The sequence below is a fragment of the Azospirillum lipoferum genome (assembly GCF_024170005.1).
Lineage (GTDB): Bacteria > Pseudomonadota > Alphaproteobacteria > Azospirillales > Azospirillaceae > Azospirillum > Azospirillum lipoferum.
Map to the genome: position 1 here is coordinate 99,146 of NZ_JALJXJ010000021.1, position 12,956 is coordinate 112,101.

Annotated in this window: 7 protein-coding genes and 1 pseudogene; 5 read left to right on the plus strand and 3 right to left on the minus strand. The window is 56.9% G+C overall.

All coding sequences use genetic code 11. The features are described from left to right. Positions 1-24 precede the first annotated feature (24 nt). Together J2848_RS32480 and gcvA are read right to left on the minus strand one after the other, a co-directional pair. Positions 25-927, minus strand: a complete 903-nt coding sequence (locus J2848_RS32480) for a transposase (protein ID WP_253568809.1) — start codon at positions 925-927, stop codon at positions 25-27. A 316-nt stretch (positions 928-1,243) separates the two neighbouring features. Then, on the minus strand, positions 1,244-2,143 hold the full coding sequence (gene gcvA, locus J2848_RS32485) for a transcriptional regulator GcvA (protein WP_149235702.1): 900 nt from the start codon (positions 2,141-2,143) through the stop codon (positions 1,244-1,246). A 205-nt stretch (positions 2,144-2,348) separates the two neighbouring features. On the opposite strand from gcvA, the gene J2848_RS32490 reads away from it, so the two are divergent. From J2848_RS32490 to J2848_RS32505, 4 genes and pseudogenes are all read left to right on the plus strand, one after another. Beyond that, complete coding sequence (locus tag J2848_RS32490) at positions 2,349-2,798, plus strand: PEP/pyruvate-binding domain-containing protein (RefSeq protein WP_211103382.1); 450 nt, start codon at positions 2,349-2,351, stop codon at positions 2,796-2,798. Further along, positions 2,722-4,695 carry a PEP-utilizing enzyme gene (locus J2848_RS32495; RefSeq protein ID WP_211103383.1) on the plus strand — a complete coding sequence of 658 codons (1,974 nt, stop codon included), beginning with the start codon at positions 2,722-2,724 and terminating at the stop codon, positions 4,693-4,695. The genes J2848_RS32490 and J2848_RS32495 overlap by 77 nt, the downstream gene beginning before the upstream one ends. A gap of 124 nt (positions 4,696-4,819) precedes the next feature. Then, complete coding sequence (locus tag J2848_RS32500) at positions 4,820-6,031, plus strand: MFS transporter (protein WP_149235703.1); 1,212 nt, start codon at positions 4,820-4,822, stop codon at positions 6,029-6,031. 39 nt (positions 6,032-6,070) lie between these two features. Beyond that, positions 6,071-6,871, plus strand: a pseudogene (locus tag J2848_RS32505) (IS5 family transposase). A gap of 1,127 nt (positions 6,872-7,998) precedes the next feature. On the opposite strand, the gene J2848_RS32510 reads toward J2848_RS32505, so the two are convergent. Continuing rightward, a complete protein-coding gene (locus J2848_RS32510; RefSeq protein WP_149235704.1) occupies positions 7,999-12,108 on the minus strand; it encodes a beta strand repeat-containing protein in 4,110 nt (1,369 codons plus the stop codon). 453 nt (positions 12,109-12,561) lie between these two features. On the opposite strand from J2848_RS32510, the gene J2848_RS32515 reads away from it, so the two are divergent. Beyond that, positions 12,562-12,956 (plus strand): transposase (locus J2848_RS32515; RefSeq protein ID WP_436232167.1); only part of this gene is annotated, 395 nt, incomplete at its 3' end.

Consider the following 12,956-nt stretch of genomic DNA (forward strand, 5'->3'; position numbering starts at 1 on the left):
GAACATGTTGCTCTGTCGAAAGCCTCAGGCGGAAATACCAAGGAGAACAAGGCGGTTGAGGTTGTAGACGACGCCTCTGAGCAATGCTTGAGACCGTTGCATGAGGTCGGTGCGGGCGGATAGGGCCTCGCCCCACCTCGGCTTCGCAACCGACATGACGGTTTCGACCTTCCAGCGCTGCCGGTAAGCGCGTTTGCTGGCATCATCCCCTGGGTCATTGAGCAGGCGGTGCATCTCCTGTCGGTATGGGGTGGTTGCGATGACCTTGATCGAGCGCCGCTTCTTCGCCGGGATGAGGGAGTGGACGCCCAATGTCTCGCGGCAGAAGCGATGATTGGCCTCGCTGTCGTATCCGGCATCGGCGATCACCTCGTCGAAGGCCATCACCGCAGAGGCGTCAGTCGCCAGCGGCACCAGATCGGGGAAATCGCCAGCCGGTCCTGGACGAACACGTTGCGCCAAAAGCACTTGCGGCCCCACCCACATCGCCAACGCCCACTTCAGCCATCCACGCTGGCCACGCTCGCGTTTGGCCCGCCACTCGAAATACCGTGAGGTATGGCTGAGCCAGAGCCCCGTGCTGTCCAGAGCGACTTGGCACCGCTGGCTATCGGGTTTGACCCGGCGTACGGTCTCCGCCAAGGCGGACGCCACCAGTTCGGCACTGAGCCAGCGGCGGGCGAACCACCAGAAAGTGGAGTGGTCGGGGACGCTCAGGAAGCCGAACAGGCGGCGGAGTTGCCCCGAGATCCGCAGCAGGTCCTCCAAGCCGCGGTAGTTCAGGCGGAGATGCTCCTTCACGAGCAGAGCGGCGAACAGGCTGGAGGGGCGATAGGCAGGGCGGGCGTACTTGCTCAGAGGTACGGGGAGCGCGCGGCGCGCCACAACATGGGCCAGCCGCGCAAAGCACAGCAGATGATTCTCCATGATACACGGCAGATGGGCATCACACCGTCAGATCGCGAGGCTTTCGACAGAGCAACGCACTCTAAAACCTACTCATTTGAGCAAATGAGTATTTGACCAATTACGCTCTTGGCCACTTGGGTGATAGTCTGAATCCTTGTTGGTTTACCCTCCCACCGCATGATATTGTAGAATTTCGTTGCTATACTGGACAGATATCGCGATATTATATTAAAGAGGGTGGCTGCAAATTTTCGCATGCGGGAAATTTTTACAAAAAAAAATAAATAATCACGCCCCTTCTTCTCGATTGCCTAAAATAAATATATTGCTTCATCTATATCTGCAAATTTCCATGTGCTTCGGATAAAAGCCAACGGCGCACTAATTTGACAGATGGTCGATAGGCCGTCAGCTCAGGACAGACCACATAATATCCGAGACGATCACGCAGACTAATATTAAATAGTCTAATTAAACGCCCTGACTTTAATTCTTCCTCGACAAGGGCAGATCGAACCATGGCGATACCGTATCCTAATACTGCTGCATCAATGATCAGCCCGTTGTCATCAAAGCTGAGCGCATTATCGAGCTGAACGTCAGCTACGCCTACCAAGGCCAGCCATTCTCGCCAATAGCTGTGCGACACGTCGTTGAGCAGCGGATAACGGGCTATATCACTATAAGCTGTTGGCAGTGCAGAGCCGTTAAAAAGCATTGGACTACAGGCTGGAAAAAGCTCGTCGTCGATTAACAAATCAGCCTTTAGACCCGGCCAATCACCCGTTCCATGGCGAATCGCAATATCCACGTTTTCTTTTTCAAAATCAACGTGGTGCCTAGCTGAGTTGATATGTATGTTAATATGAGGGTGCTTATTATTTAGACTTTTAATTCTTTTTACTAACCAGCGACTGGCAAATGCCGGCGAAACACTCAGGACAATAGTCTCTTTAATTGGTTTTCCAATGGCTTCTTCAGTTGCCACCTCCAAGTGGTCGAGAATATCACGCACAGTACGGAGATATTCCTGCCCAATTTTGGTCAGGAACAGAGTTTGCCTGTTACGTTGGAACAACCGTTGGCCCAAATATGACTCAAGCGAACGGATCTGGTGGCTGATGGCACTTGGTGTAACGTTCAATTCAGTAGCGGCTTGTGTGAAATTACACAGTCGGGCTGCGGCCTCGAAATATCGTAAGGCATTCAGCGGCGGTAAATGACGATATCTCATGAACAAATTTTCTCACGACTGCTGAGAAAATGTCAATTGCGTGAATTTTTTATGTCTACCATCTTATAAAGATTCGCGCTTAGGTTATATTTTCCAAAAGAAAACACCTAATGCGAGATTTTCGCCAAGTGTCTAAGCGGTCATACGGCGGAAGACGTGTTCTAAAGCGTAAAAGCTCACCAACATGTGACATAAGGTGTGGATCATGACGTCGATGTCCAATATGAAGGCCGTTTTGCCTCCTATTTCATCTGAAGGTATTACATACCGGAGCCCGAGGATAACTGGTCAACATCATGAAATAGCAAAAATTTCTTTTGGAACAAAAGCAGAAACATTGGAGCGCCTTCAAAGTCGCGTTGACAGTGCGCGAGTTCTTCCACAGCTGCGCTTCACGGTCGATGAGTGGAACTCAGCGCCAGAGACCGTCTGTCACATGGTCGCCGCTCAGGGTTGGACAAATTGTCCTGTTATCGTGCGCAGCAGCGCTTTGTCGGAAGACAGCGCAACACAATCTCTGGCCGGGCGTTTTACATCCGTTGTCAACGTGCTTGGTAAAGAGCAACTTCATACAGCCGATGATCGATCGCCCAACTACCAGCGGAGTTCTGTTTACAAGAGATCCGGCCACCGGAGCTCAATACCTTATTATTAATCATGACGATTTGGGAGATACTGCCGCAGTGACGAGCGGGAACGGAGCGTCGCTTCATATGGTTGTTCATGTAAAAGGATCACCGAGTGCAGATCCTATGGTCCAGCGGCTTGCATCCCTTTCTGAAGAATTAGAAAGACTCCTTTCTCATAGCGCTTTGGACATCGAATTCGCTTTCGATCATGCAGGCGAGCTCTACCTCCTCCAGGTCCGGCCACTTGTGCTCGGAATCGAGCACGAGATCAAGGTAGCGGACCATCACCGCCGATTACACTGCATCCGGGATCGGATCGCTGCATCTATGCAGAGCCATCCACATCTGCTCGGTGCGCGCACCGTGTTTGGCGTGATGCCAGACTGGAATCCTGCGGAGATCATTGGCGTACGGCCGCGCCCGTTGGCCTTCAGTCTGTATCGGCATCTCATCACCGACGACGTTTGGGCGAAGCAACGGGTTGCCTACGGATACAGAGATGTATCAGGCGTTCCCTTGCTCCACAGCTTCAACGGATTACCCTATGTGGACGTGCGGGCGAGCTTTAATTCATTTCTTCCCGCCGATTTGTCGCCCGATCTTGGACAAAAGCTAATAGATTACTATGTATCTTGTCTTGTTGAGCGCCCTTCTCTACATGATAAAGTAGAGTTTGACATCGTGTTTACCTGCTACACATTTGACCTTGCTGACCGCGTTGGTGCACTTCAGAGCGCTGGATTCACCAATGCTGAATGCGTGCAGATCGTCGACAGTCTGCGGCGCCTCACCAACAAAGTGATCGCCAATGATGGTCTTTGGAATATAGATGCGGCAAAGGTCGAAGAACTGGAGCGTCGCCGCCAGAGCGTCTTGAAGTCAAATCTCCGTTTGGTTGACAAGATCTACTGGTTGGTCGAAGATTGTCGACATTTCGGAACGTTGCCTTTTGCAGGTCTGGCTCGATCCGGCTTCATCGCGGTTCAACTTTTACGTTCATTGGTTTCAGAGCAGGTCCTGACTCCCGCTGATTTTGATAGTTTTATGGCCTCGATTGATACCGTAAGCACCCGGATGGCACATGATTTCGCAGTAATGGACAGAGGAGACTTTCTCACCCGCTATGGTCATTTGCGACCAGGAACATACGACATTCTCGCCCCCCGCTATGATGAGACACCAGACGAGTACTTCGACTGGACAAACCGGAATACATATGATGATAAGACGACGTTCCGCCTTAGCCTGGAGCAAATTGAGCAGGTCAGTGACCACTTAGTCAAACACGGTCTCAACCAGGACGTTCTAGGTTTATTCAAATTTATTCAGGCTGGAATTCAAGGGAGGGAGTACGCTAAGTTCATATTCACCAGAAATCTTTCAGATGCACTGAAATTGCTAACAGAATTAGGAGAACAATACGGGTTTAGTAGGGACGAAATGTCATTCTTCGACATCCGCCGCATTGCTGATATTCATTCGTCGGGCGGCGACGTTCGGGAATGCCTCCATGACAGCATCGTCGCAGGACGTGCACGGTATGCGGAAACCTTGCAGACCACTCTGCCGCCTTTAATCCGCGCGCCGGACGATGTTTGGAGCTTTGCATTGCCGTCGAACGAACCGAATTTCATCACCCGCAAGCGTGCTGTCGGAACGGTGTGCAGCCATCATGAACGCGACAGTCTGGAAGGGGCGATTGTAGCGATCCCCAGTGCCGATCCGGGATTCGATTGGATCTTCTCCCGCAAGATTGCCGGCTTCATCACCGCCTTCGGGGGCGCCAACTCCCATATGGCGATCCGAGCGAACGAGCTTGGCGTGCCAGCCGTGATCGGTACCGGCGAGCTTCTCTATCGGCATTGGTCAAGCGCTCGCAAGCTAAGCATCGACTGTGCCAGCCAGCTGGTGGAGATCCTCTGAAGGCTCCCCACAGCCAAGTTTCCGGCACGGCTCGACGCTGGCCCTCGCACCGTCACCTTCCCCCTTCGAAACGCGCGATTGACATCCTTTCGCTCTGCCGTTTCACAACCTGGACATCCATGGAATGCGCATCAATGGTCTGGCCATTGGATTTTATGGCTTTCGCCTGCTCCGCAACGCCTATTTTCACGTTGCGATCAGTATTACCTATTTCTCCAGCATCGGCTTGACTCTAGCCGATGCTTTGACATTGGAGAGCATCTATTATGTCAGCAAATGCCTGACAGAGATTCCGACCGGTTTCCTGGCTGATCGTTACGGCCGCAAGGCGTGTCTCGTTGCAAGTAGCGTCACGGCCGCAGCCGGATATGCGATGATGGTGCTGTGTCCGCAGTTCGCTTGGCTGATCGTTGCGGAACTCCTTCTGGGATTGTCTATGAGCTTGGCCAGCGGCGCCGACTCGGCTTTGGTTTATGAAGCCTTGTCTGAGCAGTCCCGTCTGGACGATTATCGGACGGTTGAAGGGCGCGGCTGGTCGATGCGCAATCTCGGTTATGGAGCGGCTTCGGCGGTCGGATCGCTCCTGGCCGCCCGATATGGGCTCGGATTGCCATTTCTGGTGAGCTCCGTCTTCATTTTGGGTTCTCTGCCCTTTCTGGCGCTTATTGGCGAGCCGCCTCTTTCTGCCATGTCTAAGAAACGGACTTCAGCCGCACGGGCAGTATTCGGGAGTCTGATCAGGGACTGTCGGTTTATTTTCGTGCTCCTCTTTTTCAGCTTGGAATTCATCTATGTCCGGGTCGGATTTTGGGTGTTCCAGCCCGCCTTGCGTGAGCTTCAGGTGCCAGTGTCCTGGTTTGGACCGCTTTTCTGCGCAACTCTTGCCATATCGCTGGCAGCAGGAATGCGGATGGATTTGCTGCGCCTATCGCCCGGCGGGACCATGCTCCTGCTGACGCTTCCTATCCTTGCCTTCCACGGCTTCCTTGCGTGGGGCGTTCAGATCTCAGGCTCCGAGGGCCTGCTGCTTGCCCTTCTCGGTTTTTCATTTCATGCGGTCGTGCAAGGCATCTATGACCCGATTATGAGGGAATGGATCAACACGTTCAGCAGTTCGGAATTTCGGGCCACTACCTTGTCACTGGCATCAATGCTCGGAAACCTTGGATTCGCCGCCGTCGCTCCGCAGTTTGGGGGAGCGCTGGAACGGTTCGGAACCACAAATGTGATGCTACTTACAGCACTGCTTTTCGCGATCTGCCTATTGGTTTTGATCGCGTGGGGACTGCGCATCAAAGCCGTTCCAGCTTTACAGCAGCTTGCACAGCGGATTTAGAGTGCGTGACAAAACGGGGCGGGAACGGTTGGTAGTGGCATGGCATCCCCTCTTGTTTGCGACGCCTTGTGGGCGATGATCGAACCGCTGATCCCGCCGGAGCCGCCCAAGCTGAAAGGCGGACGGCCTCGGCTGGACGATCGTGCGGCGCTGACCGGCATCCTGTTTGTGCTGCGCACGGATATCCCTTGGGAGCTTCTGCCGGTGGAGATGGGCTGCGGCTCGGGTATGACCTGCTGGCGGCGTCTGCACGAGTGGCATCGGGCTGGCGTGTGGGAACGGCTGCATCGCGTGCTGCTCGACCGGCTTGGCTATGCCAACGCCATCAACTGGGATCCTGCGGCGGTGGACAGCGCCAGCGTCCCGGCAAAAAGGGGGGCGAGGAGACGGGCCCGAGCCCGACGGATCGCAGCAAGCCGGGCTCCAAGCGCCACATTCTCGTCGATGCTAACGGCATCCCGCTCGCCCTGAGGATCTCGCCGGCCAACCGGCACGATAGCAAGCTGCTGGAAGCGCTGGTCGATGCCGTGCCGGCGATCCGCCAGTGTGCGGGCGGCCCCGGCGGCGACCGGCCAAGCTGCATGCCGACAAGGGCTACGACTTCGCTCACTGCCGGCGCTACGCCAACGAGCGATCATTCCGCGGATTGCCCGGCGCGGCATCGAAAGCAGCGAGCGTCTCGGCCGACATCGATCGGTGGTCGAGCGTACGCTCGCTTGGTTTGCCCGCTTCCGCCGCATCGCCGTCCGCTACGAACGGCGCGCCGATATCTTCACTGCCTTTCACCACATCGCGGCCAGCCTCATCTGCTGGCGATTCGTCCAGAGATGGTTCTGTTAGGCACTCTTAAACTCGGCGCATGAAAAGCAGGCCCGAGCACCAGAGACACGCAATGTGACACCCTGTCTCATGGGAGCCTCCTGCATTGAATAATGCCAATGATGATATTTGAATTCCGCCTGATGCAAAATGCTTATTGGTGATAAACTAATGATAAACCTCTACGTTATTTAGTTAATAGTATTTTCTGTATAATATATCTTAGGATTTCTAAGTGAAAAATCAGAAATTTCCAACATCCATTTTATGTTTTCACTACAATATGACGAAGATTACGTCAATAGCAACTTCCTTTTTTCAAATACAATACGCTTTACCCACGCGATCGTTAGAGCATAGGTGAGCCAAGGTTCGGGCAACCAGAGGCCAAACGCCAGACAAGGATGGCAGCAGGGTTTGTACAAGATGACTATGTTAGAGGCTTTTATTCCACGTCGCTCTGTCGGCTCCGGCAGCCATTTTCAAACACGGTTGTGGCGGACCATTTTATGGTTCCCGCGAGTGCATTATATGGGTGCTCTCGTAACACTTTATGGTTCCATCCAGAAAAAGATCTGGAAGGAACCATAAAATGCAATTGCGACCCTTTGATTCCATTAGGAAATTGGCGAGATCTGGAACCATAAAACGCAACGCTGGAACCATAAAATGGTCTCTGGAGACTGTTTTGGAACCATAAATTAGTTCAGTAAAATCTCGGAAACAACAATAGCAGACTGTATATTTTGCGAGTGTTTTTATACACTCATAGCGCGAGCTCTGTCCCGAGCGTTGACGGCTGTAAAGGAACAAAATCATTGATTAGCGCGTCGGAGCTTTGCCATTTCATTTCAGAATGAGTCCAGAGCAGGCAATGACCTTGTCACCAGCTCCGACGTAATGACCAATCGTAAGTTCAGTGACGCCAAACCATCGGAAACCGGCATGACCAAGTGGAGCATTTCAGCTACAGGCTCCCACATTTCTGATTGATGGCGAGTTTTCCGCTTTGGACACTTGTCTCTCACCTCCACAACATTCTGATCTTTTCAGATCAGAATTTTCGCTCTATCACCCTTTGACGGACAACCGGCAGCAGTTGGGGCCTGAGTGAACGGGGGAAGCAGGAGCCTCCCCCGCTTGTTGGCTCAGATGGTGACGAACCAGGCGCTCGACACCGCGGCGGGCTGAATGCCGACCAGGGTGAGGATGTCGCTGGTGCCGTAGACGATCACTGCGTCGCCATTGGCGTTGGTGTCGACGCTGTAGCTCTGGCCGGCCGCCAGACCGATCCGGTCGCCCTGCGCCGCGTCGAAGTCGGTGATCGTGTCCTGTCCGTCCCCCGAGGCGAACGCGAACAGATCGGCGCCACTTCCGCCAGTCAGCACGTCGTCGCCCAGGCCACCCAGCAGGGTGTCATTGCCGGCGGCGCCGTCGAGCGTGTCGTTCCCCGCGTTTCCCGCCAGCCAGTTGTCCAGCCCGTTGCCGATGCCGCTGGCATCGCCGCCACCCTGGAACACCAGCCGCTCCACATTGTCGCCCAGCGTGAAGGCCGACAGGGTGGTGCGCACCTCGTCGATGCCGGCGTCGGCCCCTTCAATCACCGTGTCGCCGATGCTGTCCACCACATAGACATCATCGCCGAGCCCGCCGATCAGGGTATCGGCACCGAGCCCGCCGTCTAGCGTGTCGGCGCCCGCGCCGCCAGCAATCAGGTTGTCCAGCCCATTGCCGGTGCCGGCAAACGCCGCCACGCCGGTGTAGGTCAGGGTTTCCACCCCATCGGTCAGGGTGTAGCCGGTCAGCGCGGTCCGCACCTCGTCGATGCCCTCGCCGGCCAGCTCGACCACCTGATCGCCAAAGCCGCCGACGAGATAGACGTCGTTGCCGGCCCCGCCGATCAGCAGGTTGCTGCCCGCTCCGCCATCCAGGGTGTCGACCCCATCGCCGCCACTGAGCGTGTCGTTGCCAAGCCCGCCGGTCAGCAGGTTGTCGAGCGCGTTGCCGCTGCCGGTGAAGTCGCCGGTGCCGGTGTAGGTCAGGGCCTCGACATTGGCACCGAGAAGATAGCTCGACAGGCTGGTGCGCACCTCATCGATGCCTTGGCCGGCCAGTTCCGTCACCATGTCGCCGGCATCGTCGACGAGGTAGACGTCGTTGCCCGCCCCGCCGGCCATGCTGTCGGCGCCCAGCCCGCCATCCAGGACGTTGGCGCCGCTGTTGCCGGTCAACACGTTGTTCAGCTCGTTGCCGGTGGCGGTGATCGCCGCCGAGCCAGTCAGCGTCAGGTTCTCGATGTTGGCGCCCAGCGTCCAGTTGATCGAGGCGTTCACCGTGTCGATCCCTTCGCCGACCAACTCCGTCACCACGTCACCGGCATTGTCGACGACGTAGAGGTCGTTGCCGATGCCGCCGATGAGCGTGTCAGCCCCGCCACCGCCGTTCAGCGTGTCGTCGCCCTCCAGCCCGGTCAGCAGGTTGGCCGCCCCATTGCCGGTCAGCAGGTTGTTCAGTGCATTGCCGGTGCCGGTGAGCGCGGCCGAACCGGTCAGGGTGAGGTTTTCGAAATCGGCCAGCAGGGTATGGCTGATCGAACTCTGCACGGTGTCGGTGCCCTCGCCGGGCAGTTCCACCAGGACGTCGCCGCTGTTGTCGACAACATAGGTGTCGTTGCCGGTGCCGCCGATCAGGGTATCGGCGCCGGCCCCGCCGTTCAGGGTGTCGTTGCCATCCAGCCCGGTCAGCAGATCGACTCCCGCGCCGCCGGTCAGGCTGTTGTTCAGGGCGTTGCCGGTGAAGGTGACGGGGCCGGAGCCGGTATAGATGAGGTTCTCGACATTGGCGCCGAGCGCGTAGCTGGCGAGGCTGGTGCGCACCGTGTCGGTGCCCTGGCCGGCCAGTTCGGTGACGATGTCGCCCGTGTTGTCGACGATGTAGGTGTCGTTGCCGGTGCCGCCGACCAGGGTGTCTGCACCGGTTCCGCCGTCCAGCGTATCGTTGCCGGCGTCGCCGGACAGGCTGTCGTTGCCCACTCCGCCGGTGATGAGGTTGTTGCCGGTGTTGCCGTTGCCGCTGAAGGCCGCCGTACCGGTGTAGACGAGGTTCTCGACATTGGCCGCCAGGGTGTAGCTGGCGAGGGTGGTGCGCACCTCGTCGGTGCCCTCGCCGGCGGCCTCGACGATGACGTCTCCTGCGTCGCTCACGAGGTAGGTGTCGTTGCCGGTGCCGCCGCGCAGGGTGTCGATCCCGGCGCCACCATCCAGCGTGTCGTTGCCCGCTCCGCCCTGGAGGATGTTGGCAACACTGTTGCCGGTCCCGGCGAACGCCCCGCTGCCGATGAAGGTCAAATTCTCGACGTTGGCAACTAGGCTGTAGGCGTTCAGCGACGTGCACACCTCGTCGGTGCCTTCACCGGCCAGTTCAGTCACGACATCGCCGATGTCGTCCACGACATAAACATCATTGCCGAGACCACCGATCAGCGTGTCGGCACCGGAGCCGCCATCCAGAGTGTCGTTGCCGATACTGCCACGCACCGTATTTGCCGAAGCGTTGCCGGTGCCATGGAACGCTCCCGTCCCGGTAAAGGTGAGCGTTTCGAGGTCAGCGCTCAATGTGTATTGAGCACAGGAGGCGCGAACCTCATCGACACCCTCCCCCATGTTCTCAACGACTTGGTCAGCCGTATCGTCCACAAGGTAGATGTCGTTTCCAAGGCTGCCCGCCAGCGTGTCGATACCGGAAGCGCCGTCAAGTGTGTCTGCACCATTTCCACCCTGAATGCGGTTGGACAAGGCGTTGCCCGCGCCAGAAAACGCCGCCGTGCCGGTATAGGTCAGATTTTCCACATTGTCGGGCAGCGCGTAAACGGTGAGCGTCGTTCGCACCTCGTCAATGCCCTCGCTCAATGCCTCAATCACCGAATCGAGAGTATTTACAATCTCATAGACGTCGTTGCCAGAACCGCCCACCAAGGTATCGCCGCCGGCTTGCGCAAGGCCCACATAGACCTCGTTTTGGCCAATTCCGATGATGTCGTCGCGCCCATCGCCGTTCACGTCGGCCACGAAACGGGGAGTTTGATTCTGCGACGTCCATCCGGCAGAAAGCCCAAAGTATCCATAGTTGTAACTGGCGTAAGGATATCCTGCACTTCCGGCAACGAAGGTGCCATCAGCTTGGCCGAAAGCCACCACTGTCGTCGAGCCGAAGCCAATCAAATCGGCGCGGCCGTCGCCGTTGATGTCGCCGACTGCGCGCGGCGTGTTGTCCTGCGGTCCCCAACCGGAATCGCGAGTGAAATTGGTGTGGGCCAGGATCGGATAGGCAATGGTGCCGTTCGCTTGTCCCAGACCGACCCAAACCGCGTTGCTGGCGATAGCAACGATGTCGTCACGGCCATCGCCGTTGACGTCGGCAACGAACCGCGGCGAATTCTCCTGCGTGGTAAAACCTTGAGCTGCCGATGCAAAATATGGATAGGCATAGCTTGCTTGGGCAAAGGTTCCGTTCGCCTGCCCGAAGGCAACCACAGTGGAGCCTCCGCCAAATCCAATCAGGTCGGCGTACCCGTCGCCGTTGAGATCTCCGACCGCGCGAGGTGCCTGGTTGTTGGGTGCCCAGCCTGAATTTCTGGTGAACCCGTTGTTGGCGTAAAGCGGATAGGCGATGGTGCCGTCTGCTTGACCAAGACCGGTCCAAACGGCGTTGGACGCGATACCGATGATGTCGTCGCGTCCGTCGCCGTTCACGTCGGCGAGAAAGCGAGGAGATTGATCTTGCGTTGTGAACCCCTGGGCAGCTGACGCAAAGTACGGATAAGCATAGCTGGGATAGGACGGCGTGAAGGTCCCGTCCGCTTGGCCATAAGCAACGAAGGTCCACCCGCCACCAAATCCAATCAGGTCGGCACGTCCATCACCATTGATATCGCCAACGGCGCGTGGCGTATTGTCTTGCGTTCCCCAACCATCGCCAATGCTGTAATTGGCATGTGCTAAGATCGGCGCGGCAATGGTACCGATCGCGCCGGCAGACGCCGAACTCCCAATCAGCGTGTCGTCACCGGCACCACCAAACAAACTATCGGCTCCAGCCGCTCCATCGAGTCGATCATCTCCGTCCAAGCCGTATAGCACATCGTCACCCGAGCCACCGACCAGTGTATTGTGGCCTGACGTTCCTGTAACGATCCCCATCCCTACCCCCAATAATAGATTAGCCTGCACATCTTGCCCCAAGGCAGGTGACGTTTTCATATAATCGCGTACGCGGATGTGATTATCATCACTTCAACGTCATTTTGGATGTAAGAGATGGTTAAAGCTGTCGGCATGGGAAGCGCTGAAAGTGTCCATCAAACCGCCGTTTGACGGCCAGCCGCCAAAGTGTCCGGAAACCCACGTTGAGGATGGCTTTCCGGACAAATTGATTGTCGGACGGGTTTCCGGACAAGGAGAAAAGGCCGCCGGAGCGAGGGCGACGACCTCCTTCGTGGCGGTCGCCGCTCCTTTTCGCGACACTCCGATCCGGTCGGACCGGAGTGTCCGCATTGGCACCGGATACTGTTGGCGAATCATTTGAAGTGAATTCGCCCGGGATCTTCTTGAAGTTTAGCCGCATACCGACGCGTAACGGACTGGGCGGCGCAGGCTGTGAGACTGTGTCAGGGAGCAACAGTTGACGGAGGTGAAGCGATCGGAGATTACGCCATGTCGCTCCACGCCCAGCCATCTGTCCCATCGGTCCCGGAAGAAACCGTCCGTGTCGCCCACGCCGCCTTTCCGAGGGGAAATCCTTATCTGACGCTTCGGGATGATCTTGGTTCAGCCTTTGTGGACAAGGACTTCAATGACCTCTATCCTAAACGCGGCCGGCCGACCTATCCCCCCTGGCGACTGGCGCTGGTGACGCTCCTGCAGTTCCGTGAGGGGCTGAGCGACCGCCAGGCGGCCGAGGCGGTGCGGGCGCGCATCGACTGGAAGTACCTGCTCGGCCTGGATCTGACCGACGCCGGCTTCGATCACAGCGTCCTGACCGAGTTTCGCGGACGGCTGCTGGCCGGGGGGGGGCCGAGGAACGCCTCCTGGAGCGGGTGCTCGATGCC

What these genes read in the sequence shown, in the direction of transcription:
- J2848_RS32480 (WP_253568809.1), bottom strand. Translation starts at nt 927, where the DNA reads ATGGAGAATCATCTGCTGTGCTTTGCGCGGCTGGCCCATGTTGTGGCG.
- gcvA (WP_149235702.1), bottom strand. Translation starts at nt 2,143, where the DNA reads ATGAGATATCGTCATTTACCGCCGCTGAATGCCTTACGATATTTCGAG.
- J2848_RS32490 (WP_211103382.1), top strand. Translation starts at nt 2,349, where the DNA reads ATGACGTCGATGTCCAATATGAAGGCCGTTTTGCCTCCTATTTCATCT.
- J2848_RS32495 (WP_211103383.1), top strand. Translation starts at nt 2,722, where the DNA reads ATGATCGATCGCCCAACTACCAGCGGAGTTCTGTTTACAAGAGATCCG.
- J2848_RS32500 (WP_149235703.1), top strand. Translation starts at nt 4,820, where the DNA reads ATGCGCATCAATGGTCTGGCCATTGGATTTTATGGCTTTCGCCTGCTC.
- J2848_RS32510 (WP_149235704.1), bottom strand. Translation starts at nt 12,108, where the DNA reads ATGAAAACGTCACCTGCCTTGGGGCAAGATGTGCAGGCTAATCTATTA.